General features: G+C 64.3%; 14 protein-coding genes. 7 read left to right on the forward strand and 7 right to left on the reverse strand.

Features of this window, described 5'->3' with window-relative positions:
- Nucleotides 1-4: 4 nt before the first annotated feature.
- The 4 genes from DESFRDRAFT_RS06530 to nadB all read left to right on the forward strand — a co-directional run bounded on the left by DESFRDRAFT_RS06530 (nucleotide 5) and on the right by nadB (nucleotide 4,994).
- On the forward strand, nucleotides 5-1,231 hold the full coding sequence (locus DESFRDRAFT_RS06530; protein ID WP_005992332.1) for a replication-associated recombination protein A: 1,227 nt from the start codon (nucleotides 5-7) through the stop codon (nucleotides 1,229-1,231).
- Nucleotides 1,232-1,460: 229 nt separating this feature from the next.
- Nucleotides 1,461-2,336: a carboxylating nicotinate-nucleotide diphosphorylase gene (gene nadC / locus DESFRDRAFT_RS06535; protein ID WP_005992333.1), complete on the forward strand. Its 876-nt coding sequence runs from the start codon at nucleotides 1,461-1,463 to the stop codon at nucleotides 2,334-2,336.
- A gap of 9 nt (nucleotides 2,337-2,345) precedes the next feature.
- Nucleotides 2,346-3,377, forward strand: coding sequence for a quinolinate synthase NadA (nadA, locus tag DESFRDRAFT_RS06540; RefSeq protein ID WP_005992334.1), 1,032 nt, complete (start codon nucleotides 2,346-2,348; stop codon nucleotides 3,375-3,377).
- Between the two features lie 36 nt (nucleotides 3,378-3,413).
- The gene (gene nadB / locus DESFRDRAFT_RS06545; RefSeq protein ID WP_005992335.1) at nucleotides 3,414-4,994 is read left to right on the forward strand and encodes an L-aspartate oxidase; all 1,581 of its coding nucleotides are present in this window, start codon (nucleotides 3,414-3,416) and stop codon (nucleotides 4,992-4,994) included.
- Nucleotides 4,995-5,197: 203 nt separating this feature from the next.
- Here the strand turns inward: nadB and DESFRDRAFT_RS06550 are convergent, their stop codons facing one another.
- The 6 genes from DESFRDRAFT_RS06550 to DESFRDRAFT_RS06575 form a co-directional block, all read right to left on the reverse strand.
- On the reverse strand, nucleotides 5,198-5,515 hold the full coding sequence (locus DESFRDRAFT_RS06550) for a hypothetical protein (RefSeq protein ID WP_005992336.1): 318 nt from the start codon (nucleotides 5,513-5,515) through the stop codon (nucleotides 5,198-5,200).
- A 137-nt stretch (nucleotides 5,516-5,652) separates the two neighbouring features.
- On the reverse strand, nucleotides 5,653-6,273 hold the full coding sequence (locus tag DESFRDRAFT_RS06555; protein ID WP_005992337.1) for a tetratricopeptide repeat protein: 621 nt from the start codon (nucleotides 6,271-6,273) through the stop codon (nucleotides 5,653-5,655).
- Nucleotides 6,273-6,650 (reverse strand): PilZ domain-containing protein, encoded by a 378-nt coding sequence (locus tag DESFRDRAFT_RS06560; protein ID WP_005992338.1) that lies wholly within the window; start codon nucleotides 6,648-6,650, stop codon nucleotides 6,273-6,275. Before DESFRDRAFT_RS06560 ends, DESFRDRAFT_RS06555 begins: the two co-directional genes overlap by 1 nt.
- 206 nt (nucleotides 6,651-6,856) lie before the next feature.
- Nucleotides 6,857-7,582, reverse strand: coding sequence for a 16S rRNA (uracil(1498)-N(3))-methyltransferase (locus tag DESFRDRAFT_RS06565; protein ID WP_005992340.1), 726 nt, complete (start codon nucleotides 7,580-7,582; stop codon nucleotides 6,857-6,859).
- A 94-nt stretch (nucleotides 7,583-7,676) separates the two neighbouring features.
- Nucleotides 7,677-8,765, reverse strand: a complete 1,089-nt coding sequence (gcvT, locus tag DESFRDRAFT_RS06570) for a glycine cleavage system aminomethyltransferase GcvT (protein WP_005992342.1) — start codon at nucleotides 8,763-8,765, stop codon at nucleotides 7,677-7,679.
- Between the two features lie 39 nt (nucleotides 8,766-8,804).
- Complete coding sequence (locus DESFRDRAFT_RS06575) at nucleotides 8,805-10,562, reverse strand: hypothetical protein (protein ID WP_005992345.1); 1,758 nt, start codon at nucleotides 10,560-10,562, stop codon at nucleotides 8,805-8,807.
- Nucleotides 10,563-10,924: 362 nt separating this feature from the next.
- Here DESFRDRAFT_RS06575 and DESFRDRAFT_RS06580 point away from each other — a divergent pair, with 362 nt between their 5' ends.
- From DESFRDRAFT_RS06580 to DESFRDRAFT_RS06590, 3 genes are all read left to right on the forward strand, one after another.
- Complete coding sequence (locus tag DESFRDRAFT_RS06580; protein WP_043794119.1) at nucleotides 10,925-11,896, forward strand: GAF domain-containing protein; 972 nt, start codon at nucleotides 10,925-10,927, stop codon at nucleotides 11,894-11,896.
- Between the two features lie 89 nt (nucleotides 11,897-11,985).
- The gene (mreB, locus tag DESFRDRAFT_RS06585) at nucleotides 11,986-13,011 is read left to right on the forward strand and encodes a rod shape-determining protein (protein ID WP_005992349.1); all 1,026 of its coding nucleotides are present in this window, start codon (nucleotides 11,986-11,988) and stop codon (nucleotides 13,009-13,011) included.
- 19 nt (nucleotides 13,012-13,030) lie between these two features.
- Nucleotides 13,031-13,816, forward strand: a complete 786-nt coding sequence (locus DESFRDRAFT_RS06590; RefSeq protein WP_005992351.1) for an inositol monophosphatase family protein — start codon at nucleotides 13,031-13,033, stop codon at nucleotides 13,814-13,816.
- A gap of 198 nt (nucleotides 13,817-14,014) precedes the next feature.
- On the opposite strand, the gene DESFRDRAFT_RS06595 is transcribed toward DESFRDRAFT_RS06590, so the two are convergent.
- Nucleotides 14,015-14,551, reverse strand: a complete 537-nt coding sequence (locus DESFRDRAFT_RS06595) for an NUDIX hydrolase (RefSeq protein WP_005992352.1) — start codon at nucleotides 14,549-14,551, stop codon at nucleotides 14,015-14,017.
- Nucleotide 14,552 lies beyond the last annotated feature (1 nt).

Consider the following 14,552-nt stretch of genomic DNA (forward strand, 5'->3'; position numbering starts at 1 on the left):
TTTCATGGACTTGCTCGGTAATGAAAAACGGCCCCTGGCCGAACGCGTTCGTCCCGGGGCCCTCGACGGTTTCGTCGGCCAGACCCACGTCATCTCCAGGCTCACGACCATGCTGGCCGCGCCGCGTTTGCCGAGCCTGCTTTTTTTCGGCCCGCCGGGCTGCGGCAAATCCACCCTGGCCCTGATCCTGGCCCGGGCCAAGGAACGGCCTTATGTGCGGGTGAGCGCTCCGGAAGCGGGGTTGGCGGCGCTGCGTGAGCTTATCAAAGGCAAGGAGATTTTGATCCTCGACGAGCTGCACCGGTTTTCCAAGGCTCAGCAGGACTTTTTTCTGCCACTTCTCGAAACCGGGGAGATCGTGCTTCTGGCCACCACCACGGAGAACCCGTCGTTTTCCGTGACGCGGCAGCTTCTTTCCCGGCTGCACGTCTTTCGGCTGCGGCCCTTGTCCCAGGCCGAACTGCTTGTCCTGGCCGAGCGGGGGGCCAAGGAGGCCGGCATGGAGCTTGCGCCGGAGAGCCTCGAGGCCGTGGCCATGCTTTCTTCCGGCGACGGGCGCACGCTCCTGAACCTCATCGAATACACGGCCGCCTTGCCCGAGGAAAAGCGCGCCCCGGAGGAGCTCAAAAAGCAGCTGCCCGAGGCGCTCGCCCGGGGCGACCGCGACGGCGATTCCCACTATGAACTGGCTTCGGCCATGATCAAGTCCATCCGGGGCAGCGATCCGGACGCGGCGCTTTATTACCTGGCCTGCCTGCTCGAATCCGGCGAGGACCCGCGCTTTTGCTGCCGCCGACTCATGATCTCCGCCTCCGAGGATATCGGCCTGGCCGACCCCATGGCGCTGCCTCTGGCCGTTTCCGCCGCCGAGGCCGTGGAGCGCATCGGCATGCCGGAAGGGTTCATTCCCCTGGCCCAGACCGCCGTCTATCTGGCGCTTGCGCCCAAGAGCAACAGCTCCTACGCCGCCTATCTCGCCGCCAAAAAGGAAATCATGCAGTTCGGGCTCAAACCCGTGCCCCTGCACCTGCGAAACCCATCCACGAAGCTCCAGCGGGAATGGGGGTTCGGCAAGGGCTACAAATATCCCCACGCCTACCCCGAAGCCTGGGTCGACCAGGATTATCTGCCCGAGGCGCTTATCGGCCGGCAGTTCTACCAGGCCAAGGACCAGGGCCAGGAGCCGCGTCTGGCCGCCCGGCTGGCGCGGCTGCGCAAAAGGCAGGGATAAGGAAGGCGGCCGCGTCTGGGTAAACGCGCCCCAGGCCGGAGGAAAAAAGGACAAATGTCGCCAACGGCCTCCCTTGCCCCAAGGCGGTAAAAAAGCTATTTTTTCCAAGGCCACGGCCTCGGCGCCGGAGCCGTTTTCGGAAAGGCCTTCGGGCGCGCCGTCGCGTCCGGGGCTTTCCCCCACCCGGCCGGGGGCAGGCAAGCCCCGGCCCCTACCCGCGGGTGCGCCCATGACCGATCCCCGTTTCGAGGCTTTCTTCGCCGGCCCGGCCCGGCAGTTCCTGGTGCGCGCCATCGACCTCGCCCTGGAGGAAGACGGCGAGGACCGCACTTCCATGGCTGTTTTCACCACTGACGACCGCCTGCGCGCCACCATCGTGGCCAAGCAGGAGACGCTGGTCGCCGGCCTGCCCATCCTGCCCCTGGTGCTAAAGCGCATGGGCGAGGCGGAGCGCTGCCAGACGGACCTCAGGGTCGCCGACGGCGACAAGGTGCCGGATCGGACCGTGGTCGCGGTCATCGACGGCCCGGCCGTAACCTTGCTCAAGGCCGAGCGCGTCATGCTCAATTTTCTGTGCCACCTCTCGGGCATCGCCAACATGGTGGCCAAGGGCGTGGCTGCCCTGGCCGGCACGAAAACGCGCCTGCTCGATACCCGCAAGACCCTGCCCGGACTGCGCTATCCCGAGAAATACGCCGTGCTGGTCGGCGGCGGGGTCAACCACCGCCTGGATCTGGCCGCCATGATCATGCTCAAGGACAACCACATCGACCGGGCCGGCGGCATCGCCCAGGCCATGGCCGCCGTGCGCCGCGCCTACAGGGACGATCCGGCCGCCATGCCGCCGGTGGAAATCGAGTGCCGCAGCCTGGACGAGGTGAAGCTGGCCGTGGCCGAGCGGCCGGCGCGGCTCATGCTCGACAACATGCCCCCGGACGTCATGCGGCAAGCCTTGAAACTCGTCCCGGAGGACATCGAAACCGAGGTCAGCGGCGGGGTGGAGCTTTCCGCCCTGGGCTCCATCGGCGCCCTTGGCGCGGATTTCGTGTCCGTGGGGCGCATCACCCATTCCGCCCCGAGCGCGGATTTCAGCATGCTGCTTTAAGGAGCCCCCATGAACCCTTCCCTTGCCGAGCGGATCACGGCGATCCGCCGCAGCCGGGGCGAGTCCCTGGCCATCCTGGCCCATCATTACCAGCGCGACGCGGTGGTGGCCCATGCCGATATTCTCGGCGATTCCCTCGAGCTTTCCCGCAAGGTGGCCGGGCTCACCGCCCGGGACATCGTTTTTTGCGGCGTGTTTTTCATGGCCGAGACCGCGGCCATGCTGGCCAAAGAGGGCCAGCGCGTGCTTATCCCGGCCCCGGACGCCGCCTGCGTCATGTCCGAGATGGCCCCGGCTTCCCTCGTCGCCACGGTGCTCGATCGCATAAGCGCCGCCGGCCGCGACGTGCTGCCGCTCACCTACGTCAACTCCTCGGCCGCGGTGAAGGCTGTCGTCGGGGCGCGCGGCGGGTCGGTGTGCACCTCGGCCAATGCCGGGAAAATGCTGCGCTGGGCGCTCGACCAGGGCCGGGGCGTGCTTTTTCTGCCGGACAAGATGCTCGGACAAAATACCTGCGACACCCTGGGCGTGGCTCCCGAGCGCCGGCATATTCTCGATATCCGGGGCGGCGGCGCGCAACTGGATTTGCGGGCGGCCCGGGAGGCCGAGGTGCTTTTGTGGCCCGGCCAGTGCGTCATTCATTCGCGGTTCAAGGCCCGGGACATCGCCGCCGCGCGCAAGGCCCATCCCGGCGTCAAGGTGGTGGTCCATCCCGAGTGCGCCCCGGAAACCGTGCGGGCCGCCGACGCCGCCGGTTCCACCTCCTTTATCATCAAATACGTGGCCGAGGCACCCAGGGGCGCGGAGATCGTCATCGGCACGGAGATCAATCTGGTGTCCCGGCTGGCCCGGCGCTACCAGGGCGAAAAAAACATTCGCCCGCTTTGCGTCTCGAGCTGTTCGAACATGGCCAAGGGGACCGAGGAAAACCTGCTGGCCCTGCTCGAAGGGCTGGACGCGGCCGCGCCGGTGACCGTTTCGGACGCCGTGCGCGTGCCGGCCACGGCCGCCGTGGCGCGGATGCTCGAAGTTTCGGCCTGACGCGTCGCCACTGTCGGCCGTAGGGGAGGATGATTTATGGTCTACCGCATGCACACAGGCGCCCTGGTCGTCGGATCGGGGTTGGCCGGACTCACGGCGGCGCTGACATTGGCCGACGCCGGCCTGGAAGTGATCCTGCTGACATCGGGGGAAGACCTCGACGACGGCAACAGCGCCCTGGCCCAGGGCGGCATCGTCTTTCGCGGGGAGGAGGATTCGCCCCAGCTCCTGGAGCGCGACATACTGACCTGCGGCTGGCGGCACAACTACCCGCGCGCCGTCAAGTACCTGGCCAAACGCGGCCCGCAGGTGGTCCAGGAACTTCTTATCGACCGCTTGCAGTTGCCCTTCGACCGCAAGGCCGAAGGCGGGGGCTACCATCTGGGCAAGGAAGGCGGGCACAGCGTGGCCCGCATCCTCCACATGGCCGACCGCACCGGCCGGGCCATCATGGAAGGGCTCATAGCGGCGGTGAAGGCCAATCCGGCCATCAAGGTCCTGGCCCGGCGCACGGCCGTGGACCTGCTCACTTCGCACCACCACGCCACGCTTTTGGAATTCAAGTACCAGCTGCTCAACCAGTGCCTGGGGGCCTACGTCTTAAACGAAGTCTCGGGGCAGGTGGAAACCATCCTGGCCGATTACACGGTCCTGGCCACGGGCGGCTGCGGCCGGCTGTTCCTGCACACCTCCAACACCCGCTCCTCCATCGGCTCGGCCTTGGCCATGGCCTCGCGCGCCTTCGCCAAGGTCATGAACGTGGAGTACGTGCAGTTCCACCCGACCACGCTCTTTCACCGGGCCGAACGCCGGCTGCTCGTCACCGAGGCCCTGCGCGGCGAAGGGGCGCGGCTCGTCAACGACAAGGGCGAGCCCTTCATGCCGCGCTACGACCCCAGGGCCGACCTGGCGCCGCGTGATATCGTGACCCGGGCCATCCTGGCCGAGATGCTCAAGACCGACCACGACTGCGTCTATCTGGACGCGGCCAGCTACGTCAAAGGCCTGGAGACGCATTTTCCCACCGTCTACAAGGGCTGCCTCCAGCTCGGCATCGACATCACCAAGCAGTCCATCCCGGTGGTCCCGGCCGCCCACTACTTCTGCGGCGGCGTACTCACCGACACGACCGGCCGCACCACCCTGGAGCGGCTCTACGCCGCCGGCGAGTGCGCTTGCACCGGTATCCACGGGGCCAACCGCCTGGCCAGCACCTCGCTGCTCGAGTGCCTGCTGTGGGGCTACAGCGTCGGCCACGACATCGGCAAGCGGGCCGGACACAAGGCGTCGCTCGGCCGCCGGCTGGTGGACAGCATCCCGGACTGGGTCAGCCCCGGCTCCAACCGCAATGAGGACCCGGCGCTCATTGCCCAGGACTGGGCCACCATCCGCAACACCATGTGGAACTACGTGGGCATCAACCGGTCGAGTTCGCGCCTCAAGCGGGCCTTCGAAGACCTGCGCGAACTCAACAAGCACATCCACGATTTCTACCGCGAAACGCCCCTGTCCAAGGCCATCGTGGACCTCTTCCACGGCTGCCAGGCCGCCTACACCATCACCATCGCGGCCATGCAAAACCGCCGTTCCCTGGGCTGCCACTACCGTATCGATTAGAGGAAAGAAGATTGGGAAAAGAAAGTGCGAGAGGGGAAACCCTTTAAAAAAGGGTTCTCCCCTCTCGCGCTCTCTCTTTCCTAAATTTTTCAACGGGGAGGGATGTCCTCGTATCAGGGCAATTTTTTGAGAAGTTTTTGGAGAGGGGGTCCGGGGGAGAACCTTTTTTCAAAAAGGTTCTCCCCCGGCTTCATTTCACGAAATCACTTCCCCGGTCTCGGGCCGCCGCCCTGGCCGCCGGGACGTCCGCCGCCACCCTGCTGGGTGCAGGCGGCATAGCCAACGTTGCAGTTGTTGATGCAGTTGGCCACGCCGGCGCAGATCATGACGCAGCGCTGGTAGCTTTGCATGCAGCTGTTGTTGCCGCCGCCTCCGCCGCCGCCCATCGGGCGACCCTGCCCTTGCATGGGCGGTCCTTGCGCCAGAAGGAGGTCACCGGCAGCCGCCGGCGTGGCCGTGGCGAAGGCGAACAGGAAAAGGAACAACACGCCTGCCAGGAGTGTGGTGGTTCGAAAGCCCATGGGTGTACCTCTTGTTGGGGGTTATATCACACCATGGGCATGAAACCACGGAGCCATTCATGCGTCAAGGCCGTGGGCGGAAGCCGCAAGAAAAGCGCTCCGGCCGGTGGCTGGTTCCGGGCGGGCGGCTTGTGAACTCAGTCGAGGGGCGTTTTGGCCGAGGGATCGATTTTTTTGACCTGGAGAAAGTCCTCGCGGGCTTTTTCCGGTTCCCCCATGGCCTCGTAGACCTTGCCCCGGTTGAGGTAGATGTCCGGATCGTCGCCGTTGATGGCGATGGCCAGGGTGTAGTTGGCCAGGGCGCTTTGCAGGTTGCCCTTTTTGAACCAGGCCGCGCCCCGGTTGTTGAGGGCCTTGGCGTTGGCCACGTCGATGTCCAGGGCCAGGGAATAATCCGCGATGGCCTTGTCGTAATGGCGCAGGGCGAACTGGGCGTTGCCGCGGTTGAAGGCGGCCGGCGCGTAGTGGGGATTTTTTTGGAGCGCGGCGGAATAGTCGTCTATGGCCGCGAGCATGTCGCCGTCGGCCTTGCGGGCGTTTCCCCGGGCCACATAGAAGAGGTAGGCTTTTTCCTCGGGCAGCTCGTTGGAATCAATGGCTTCGGTCAGGTCGGTGATGGCCTTGGCGTAGTTGCCCTTGGCCAGGGCGTTAAGCCCCGTCTTGGCCTGGTCCAGGCCGCCGGCCGGGACTTTTCGCGGCGTGGCCGCGACCAGGAAGCAGACGCTTAGGGCGGCGGCGAACAGATGGGTCGGGCGCATCAGCTGTCTTCTCCGTCGTGGCCCGGCTCGAAGGCCGGAACCTGCAATTCCCGGTCGATTTGGTCCGCGTCGTCGGCCGAGTAGCGCACCATGTTGCGCAGGTGGAAAAAGGCGTTTTCGTCCATGCTCTCGAAATCGATGGCAACGCCTTCCTCGTTGGCGCGCACGATCTGGCCCTTGAGCCTGACGGTGATGTCCTTGGCCAGACTGAAGACGAGGGTGCACTCGCGCCCCTCGGCCAGCCGGGATTCCGGACAAAAAAGCGCGCCCTTCATGCTGATGTTCTGGGTGCTGACCGGTATTTTTTCGCCGTCGATGTAGACGTAGGCGTCGAAGTGGGCGCTGACCCGGCTGCGCCGGCGTTTGTCCTCTCCCATGCTTCTCCTCGGTGCCGGGCAAGGCTTCCCGGCTGTTTGGCGCGTGGCCAAGCATGCGCGCCTTCCCCCTCATAGCGGGTTTGGGCGGTTTGATAAAGCCGGAATCATGCCCGCGACAGGGCGCACAGGGGCGGGGCGAGCCATGCCGTGACGTATAGAGTAAAATTATTCAAGCAGGTTGCGCATGCAATGGGGAAATGGCTGTTTCAGGGATTCGCCACGAGGCCCAGGGCCAGGACAGCCAGGCCCGCCGTTTCGAAGCGCAGCACCCGCTCGCCGAGGCTTAGGGGCGCATAGCCCGCGTCCTGGAAGATGGCCGCTTCGGCGTCCGTAAGCCCGCCTTCGGGCCCGAGCACGAAGAGCGCCTCGCCCGGCGCGCCGACGTCGTCCAGGCGGATACGGCGATCGAGTCCCGGCGCTTCCCACAGGAGATAGCGGCGGTCGAAGTGGTGGGAACAGGCGGCGACAAGCCCGGCCGCCCCGCCTGAAACCGTGTCCAGTTCCGGCAGGTTGGCCGCGCCGCACTGCTTGGCCGCGGCAACAAGCGTCGCCTGCCAGGATTCCTTGGGCGCCTCCGGCATGCGGCCCTGGCTGCGGGCGGCCTGCCAGAAGAAGATGCCGGCCGCGCCCAGTTCCACGGCTTTTTCCAGAAAGAAATCGCGCCGGGTGGATCGGGAAAAGCCGGCGGCGAGATACAGGCGCGTCGCCGGAAGCGGGGCCTCGGCCAGGGACCGCGCCTCCAACTCCACCCGGTCCCGGGACACGGCGGTGATGCGGAAAAGCCCCTCCCGTCCCAGGCCGTCAAAGGCCCGGATGATTTCCCCGGCCTTTTTGCGCAACACCTTGGCGCAATGCGCCGCCTCCCCGCCGGTCAGGGCGTAGGGCTCCCCGAAGGCCCCGGGGGGAATGTAAAATGCGTCGGGTCTGCCCATGCCAGGCTTCAAAACCCCCGTAGAAGTTTTTGAAAGGGGTCCAGGGGGAAACTTTTTGAAAAAAGTTTCCCCCTGGCCGCCGGAGGCATTTTTTTTACCCCGCCACGCTTTTGCGGGCGGTGCCGGACTTGTAGAAGGGCAGGGCGCGGCGAATGGCCGGCAGTTCGGCCCGGGCGGCCGTGACGATGAAGTTCTTGGCTTCGGCCGCGTCGGCGGCGACGTAGGCCAGGGCGATGGCATGACCGAGGCTCGGGGCGAAGGAGGCGCTTGTCACCACGCCCACGGTCTTGCCGGCCTTGTCCTTGACCGCGTCGCCGTGGCGGGCGCTGCGACGCCCCGGGATCTCCAGGGCGATGAGTTTTTGACGGACGGCCCCCGCCCCCTTTTTGCCCGCGTACTCGGCCGGGGACGTGAGCAACCAGCCGTAACCGGCCTCGGCCGGGGTGTGTTCCTCGTCGAGGTCCTGGCCGTAGAGGGGGTAGCCCATTTCCAGGCGCAGGGTGTCACGCGCGCCGAGTCCGGCCGGTGCCACCCGGGGATCGGCCAGAAGGGCCTCCCACAGGGCCACGGCCTTGTCGGCCGGCAGGAAGAGTTCGTAGCCGAGTTCGCCCGTGTAGCCGGTGCGGCTGACCATGAGTTTTTGGCCGTCGAAGTCCGTCCAGGCGAAGTTGAAGTATTTGAGTCCCGAAAAATCGCCCGGCACGCGGTCCCGCAGCACGTCGAAGGCCAGCGGCCCCTGCAAGTCGATCTTGGCCGTCTCGGCCGAGGCGTCGGTGAAGGTGAGCCCGGCCGGCAGCCGCGATTTGACGGTCTCGAAATCCACGGCGATGCGCGCGCCGTTGACCACGAGCATGTAGCTGTCGACATCCAGGCAATAGATGATGAGGTCGTCGACCACACCGCCGGCGTCGTTGAGCAGGAAGCCGTAGCGGCATTTGCCCGGGGCCAGGGTCTCCAGGTCGTGGGTGACGGCCAGACCCAGGGCCGACGCCGCGCCTTCGCCCGAGAGGTGGAATTCGCCCATGTGGCAGATGTCGAACACGGCGGCCTTGTTGCGGGTCTGCTCGTGCTCGGCCAGGATGGAGGCGTACTGCACGGGCATGTCGAAGCCGGCAAAAGGGACCATCTTGCCCCCATGTTCGCGGTTCCAGTCAGAAAGAGGCGTTTTTTCAAGGTGTTGCACGTAAATGCTCCGCTTGTGGGTTGCGGTATGCGCGAGACGTCAGTTTTGCGCCACCAGGGGAACGACGAGGCCCTGTTCCTTTTTGGTCTTGCGGATGGCCCGGAACTCGTCGAGCAGGGCCACCAGACGGCCGTAGGTCTTTTTCACGGATTGGCCGTAGGCGGTCAACTCCGTGTCCTTCTTGCGGATGTAATGGCGCAGCAGGTAGCGATCGTTGAGGATCATGTCGCCAAGGGAAAGCACGCGCTCCACAAGGGGATCGAAGTAGTTGACGATCTCGAATTTGAGGTCGTTCAATATCTCTGTAAAGAGCGTGAGCATGCGTTGGTAAGTGAGATACTCTCCCTTGTAGTTTCGGTCCTGAAGATCCTCAAGCATCTTTACCTTGCGGGCTTGCTGGATGTAGCTGTATTTCGACCAGACTTCCTGGTAGAGTTCTCGCACGGCGTTAAAATCATCATAATGGTCGGCGCTTAACAGATAATTGTCGAGCACCTTGACGACATTGGAGTAGAATTCGTCGGAATAGCCGATGATGCGGCGTTGGTGCTTGGACAGCCAGGAATATAGAAATTTGAGTTTCTTTTCGTGGGTGTCGGTGTTTTCCACGATCTCGTTGCGCTTGTAGACGATGCGGCCGTTATACTCGCCGCGCACGATGTCGTTCAAGCGGAGAAAGAGGCTGTAGGTGTCCTTGACGAGATTGAGCTTGGAAAACGCCTTTCCGGTGATGGGGTGGATGATTTCCTGCGCGGCCACGGACAGAGCCCGGTCCTGGCGGACGTTGTTGGGGTCGTATTTGTGCTGGCGGTAGACTACCCGCACGATGACCACCCGCCGGTCGGGGTCGATGAAATAGCCGCCGTCGCCGAGGACCTTGATGGCCTCGGTCTGGGTCTTGTCCACGCCGACCAGGGCGATTTTTTCCACGCGCGGGTAGAACCGGGCCTCGGGATGGGAGTAGAGCGAGGTGATGGTCCGGTCGGTCTGGCCGAGCACCCGCACCATGAATTTCTCGCCCATGCGGAAAAGGCGCCGGGCGAAAAGGGCCGAGGACGTGCGGCGCTCGGACACGATGGGAAAGCCGTAAAGTTCCATCAAAAACTGGTAGACGAAATTGCGGTGCCGCTCGTAGCGCCGGTCGTCGCCGACCAGAAATTTCTTGATGTTGAGTCCGAAGCGCTTGAGCTCGGTGTCCAGGTAGGACGGAAAGGAGCAATAGACGCCGGACAGGTAGAAGTCGTTCTGGCTGTCGAGGGACATGACGTGGGCCCGGTCCATCTGAAGGATGGTGGGCAACAGCGCGGCATAGTTCTCGAGGCTCGTGACGTCCACATCCGTGAAGCCCTTGCGAAACTGGTCCTGGGCCGACTTGGGCAGGTGGGCGCAAAACGCCCGGGTGTTTTGGCCGAAGATGGAGGTTTCGAGCGGACACTGGTCCCGGTAGGCCTCGTTGGCGTAGTCGAGCAGGCAGTGCAAAATGTCGTATTGGAAGATTTCCTGGAAATACTTGAGCGGCCGGCCGAGGGCCACCATGGAAAAGCCGGGCAGTTCCTTGTATTCGAAAGCGTCGGCTTCGAAGGACGGCAAAAGCTCGCGGAAATCCACCACCGGGTAGTTGCTGTGCTCGAAGTAGGGCTTGATCAGGCACAGCTTGATATGGACCCAGTCGAGAAACCGCTTGAGGCCGGACAGGGATTGGACGCGCAAAATCTCGCCTTCCTTCGGGCGTGGGGCGTCCTGAAAGAAGGAGGTTTCGGCCACCTGGCTGAATGCCTTGGTCCAATCGAAACTCATGTTTGTCCCGCGTGTTCGTGGGGGTACTCGTGCGCCCCGGTCAGCCATCCCCTGGCCGGGCGCGTTAAGCCGGAATAAAATATTTAGATAACCTACTTTGTATTTTTTATAAAGAGGTCCCGTCGAGGTGTGTGCGCCCGATGCGGCGAAAGTTTGACGCGACAGGGCACGCCTCGTATGGTGGCGGGAAATGGCGCGGTCGGGCATGGGTCCGGCCGGGAAACAAAAAAAGCCTGATTGGCGACCGGTCGCGACGCTGTATGGCGGGCCCGCGCCAAGAGCCGCTTTTCGCCATACGGAAAGAAAACGCCCCGTTTGCCGCGGCCTGCCTTGCCCCGGCGGGAACGCCCGAAGCGACAGAAATGGACGCACCGTTTTACGACCAGCTCCTGGCCATTGTCGGCAACGTCTTCGACGCCTATTCGGCCGTGCTTTTTCTGCCCGGTCCGGGTGGGGAGGAGTGCCGCATCCAGGCTTGCTTCAGCCTCAGCGACAACCTGAACCGCGAGGCGGCGGTCGCGCCGGGCATGGGACTTGTGGGCTGGATACTGCGCGAGGGCAAGCCGCTTCTCATCAGCAATTTCGACCAGCGCCGCGGGGTGCTCGGCTATTACCGGAACGGGGAGGAGGAGCGCATCCGGGCCTTCATGGGCTATCCCGTGGCCACGACCGGCGGGGCGCTTTGCCTGGATAGCCGCAAGACCTACACCTTCGGCGACAAGGACCTCAAAATCCTCTCCCAGTTCGCCGATCTGGCCGGCTACCATCTGGCCAAATCCCGCGAGGTGGAAACGAGCCTTTACGAGCATCGTTTCTACCAGTGCCTGCGCCTTATCGCCACGTTGCACAAGACCCACCCCAAGTGGACGGCCTTTCGTTCCGGGCTGCTGGAGCTTCTGGCCAGCACCACGGGCTACCGCTATTGCATCCTGACCGTGCGCGACGAATCCGGTCGCTCGTATTTTCTGGAAGGGGCCAATGAAAGCCCGTTTCCCGGCGGACGCGACGCGGCCCGGCGTTTCCCGGTGGGCCAGGGGCTGGTGGGCTGGGTTTTCAAGAACCATACCCCGGTTTTTTCCGGCGACGGCGACGAGGCCGGCGCGGCCCGGCTGCCGCTTTTCGGCCTGGACGCTCCCGGCGGGGATTACAAAAGCGTGCTGTGCCTGCCCATCCGCTTCTCCAAGAAAACGCGGGGCGTCCTCACCCTGGCCGACCCGCGTCCGCTGCCCGTCACCGAGGAGCTCAAGGCCTTCGTGGGCATGGTGGCGGAAAATCTCGCCCTTTTTCTGGAAAACCTGCATCTGCGCACCCGTGTCGATCCGCCTTCGGCATAGACTTTTCGGGTCCCGCCATCTACTATGCCGCAATTGTGGCAACGTGGGGCCCAGGCCCCGGGAACCCGAACTCCAACTCGAGCGTGGGCATGTTTTTTAGCAAATTCTTCAATTTTCTCGGGAAAGACCTGGCCATGGACCTGGGAACGGCCAATACCCTCCTCTATACGGCCACGGAAGGCATTGTCTTAAACGAACCCTCCGTGGTGGCCATCGACATCCGAAGCGGCGAACTGTTGGCCGTCGGCGCCGAAGCCAAGGAGTACCTGGGGCGCACCCCGGATCGCATCCGGACCATCCGCCCCATGAAGGACGGCGTCATCGCCGACTTCGAAGTGACCCGGGCCATGATCGCCTATTTCGTCCGCAAGGTGATCAAGGGCATGCGCTTCGCCAAGCCCAAGATCGTCATCTGCGTGCCCACGGGCATCACCCAGGTGGAAAAGCGCGCGGTCATCGAGTCGGCCCAGATGGCCGGGGCCCGCGAGGTCAAGTTGGTGGAGGAGCCCATGGCCGCCGCCATCGGGGCCGGGCTGCCCATCGAAAAACCCACGGGCAACATGGTCGTGGACATCGGCGGCGGCACCACCGAAGTGGCTGTGGTGTCCCTTTCCGCCATCGCCTACGCCGAATCCGTGCGCGTGGCCGGCGACGAGCTTAACGAGACCATCCAGCGCTTCGTACAGGACGAGTTCCAGATTCTCATCGGCGAGAACCTGGCCGAGGAGATCAAGATCACCATCGGCTCCGCCATGCCCCAGCCCGAGACGTTGTCCATGGAAGTGGCCGGCAAGTCGCTCATCGACGGCACGCCCGCCTCGGTCACCATCACCGACGAACAGGTGCGCGAGGCCATCCGCGAGCCGGTCAACATCATCGTGGGCGCGGTGATGAAGGCCCTGGAGAAGACCCCGCCCGAGCTGGTCACGGACATTTCCCGAAACGGCCTGCTCCTGGCCGGCGGCGGGGCGCTTTTGAAGGGCCTCGACGCCCGCATCAGCCAAGTCAGCAACCTGTCGGTCATGCTCGACGACGCGCCCCTGACCACGGTCGTGCGCGGCACGGGCCGGGCCATGGAAGACCGGCTGCGCTACCGGGACGTGTTCATCAACTAAAAGGAGCGCGGCGGACGGGATGGCCTTGGACATCACGGAAATTCTCTTCCCCATGCGCGCGGCCGTGGCCGCGGCCGGGGAGCGCATCCGGGACGATTTCGCCAATCCGGCCGATGTGCGCCACAAGGGCCGCATCGACCTGGTCACGGCCACGGATCTGGCCGTGGAGGCCCTGCTCAAGGAGCAACTGGCGGACATCCTGCCGGAGGCGACTTTTTTGGCCGAGGAGACGGCGTCCGTGGCCGACATGTCGGGGCTGACCTGGATCATCGACCCCGTGGACGGCACCACCAACTTCGCCCACGGCTTTCCCTTTGTCTGCACCTCCGTGGCGCTCTATGACGGCCCGACCGCCCTGGCTGGCTGCGTCTACGCCCCCATCCTGGGCCAGTTTTTCTGGGCCGGGCGGGGCCTTGGCGCCTACTGCCACGACGAGCGCATCCATGTTTCCGGTACGGCCGAGCCCATCGCCGCCCTGGTCGCCACCGGCTTTCCCTACGCCATCCGCGAAAATCTCGACGAAATCACGGCCGACCTGCGCACCATGCTGGCCGAGACCCAGGGTATCCGCCGGCCTGGTTCGGCCGCCTTGGACCTCGCCTACGTGGCCTGCGGCCGGGTCGACGCCTTTTACGAGATGGCGCTCAACCCCTGGGATGTGGCCGCCGGGGCGCTGCTCGTGACCGAGGCCGGGGGTACGATCAGTTCCTACCGGCCCTCGCGCCCCTACGCCCTGGGCGATTTCCGCATCCTGGCCAGTAACACCCGCCTGCACGACGCCATGCTCACACTGTTGGGTGAGTAGGGAGTAGGGAATGCACCGGGGGGAACCCTTTCTGCAGAAAGGGTTCCCCCCCGGGCCCTCTTCCCAAAGACTTCTAGTGATGACAACTGGTTGTCGATATTCCATCCATAACCGGTAAAAGGTTTGGGAAGGGGAGAGCGCGAGAGGAGAGAACCCTTTGCAAAAGGGTTTCCCCTCTCGCATCCTCCTCTCCCTTTCCTACTCTGTTGGACTGAACAGGGCTTTTTCCTCGAAAAAGCGCACCACGGCCGGGGTGAGCATATCGCGGTAGCTTCGGGTGAGGGCGGCCAGTTCTCCGGCGTCCACGAACATGCCGCCCGCGACTTCCTCGGGATTGGGGCGGGGTGTTTCCGGGATGCGGCCGGCGGAAAAAAGCGTCACGAATTCGTAAGCCGTTTCCTGGGATGCCGGGATGGCGTCGATGAAGGTGAGCGTCTTGGCCCGCAGGCCGAGTTCCTCGTGCAGTTCCCTGGCGGCGGCGTCGCGGCGGGCTTCCCCGGCCCGGACATGGCCCGTGGCCGACAAGTCGAACCGGCCGGGGTAGAGGTCCTTGTTGGCCCCGCGTTTTTGCAGGTAGAGCTTGCCTTGGGCGTTATAGACGAGCACCATTACCGAACGGTGAAAGAGTGATTGGCGGTGCGCCTCGGCCTTGGACATGACGAGCAGCGGACGGTCGCTTGCGTCGACGATGTCCACGAGTTCCGGTTCCGGGGTGGGGGATTTTTTTTTCGCCATA

The sequence above is a fragment of the Solidesulfovibrio fructosivorans JJ] genome (assembly GCF_000179555.1).
Classification (GTDB): Bacteria; Desulfobacterota; Desulfovibrionia; order Desulfovibrionales; family Desulfovibrionaceae; genus Solidesulfovibrio; species Solidesulfovibrio fructosivorans.

What these genes read in the sequence shown, in the direction of transcription:
- DESFRDRAFT_RS06565 (WP_005992340.1), bottom strand. Translation starts at nt 7,582, where the DNA reads ATGGGCAGACCCGACGCATTTTACATTCCCCCCGGGGCCTTCGGGGAG.
- DESFRDRAFT_RS06595 (WP_005992352.1), bottom strand. Translation starts at nt 14,551, where the DNA reads ATGGCGAAAAAAAAATCCCCCACCCCGGAACCGGAACTCGTGGACATC.
- DESFRDRAFT_RS06580 (WP_043794119.1), top strand. Translation starts at nt 10,925, where the DNA reads ATGGACGCACCGTTTTACGACCAGCTCCTGGCCATTGTCGGCAACGTC.
- DESFRDRAFT_RS06590 (WP_005992351.1), top strand. Translation starts at nt 13,031, where the DNA reads ATGGCCTTGGACATCACGGAAATTCTCTTCCCCATGCGCGCGGCCGTG.
- DESFRDRAFT_RS06550 (WP_005992336.1), bottom strand. Translation starts at nt 5,515, where the DNA reads ATGGGCTTTCGAACCACCACACTCCTGGCAGGCGTGTTGTTCCTTTTC.
- DESFRDRAFT_RS06530 (WP_005992332.1), top strand. Translation starts at nt 5, where the DNA reads ATGGACTTGCTCGGTAATGAAAAACGGCCCCTGGCCGAACGCGTTCGT.
- DESFRDRAFT_RS06560 (WP_005992338.1), bottom strand. Translation starts at nt 6,650, where the DNA reads ATGGGAGAGGACAAACGCCGGCGCAGCCGGGTCAGCGCCCACTTCGAC.
- mreB (WP_005992349.1), top strand. Translation starts at nt 11,986, where the DNA reads ATGTTTTTTAGCAAATTCTTCAATTTTCTCGGGAAAGACCTGGCCATG.
- nadC (WP_005992333.1), top strand. Translation starts at nt 1,461, where the DNA reads ATGACCGATCCCCGTTTCGAGGCTTTCTTCGCCGGCCCGGCCCGGCAG.
- nadA (WP_005992334.1), top strand. Translation starts at nt 2,346, where the DNA reads ATGAACCCTTCCCTTGCCGAGCGGATCACGGCGATCCGCCGCAGCCGG.
- DESFRDRAFT_RS06575 (WP_005992345.1), bottom strand. Translation starts at nt 10,562, where the DNA reads ATGAGTTTCGATTGGACCAAGGCATTCAGCCAGGTGGCCGAAACCTCC.
- DESFRDRAFT_RS06555 (WP_005992337.1), bottom strand. Translation starts at nt 6,273, where the DNA reads ATGCGCCCGACCCATCTGTTCGCCGCCGCCCTAAGCGTCTGCTTCCTG.
- nadB (WP_005992335.1), top strand. Translation starts at nt 3,414, where the DNA reads ATGGTCTACCGCATGCACACAGGCGCCCTGGTCGTCGGATCGGGGTTG.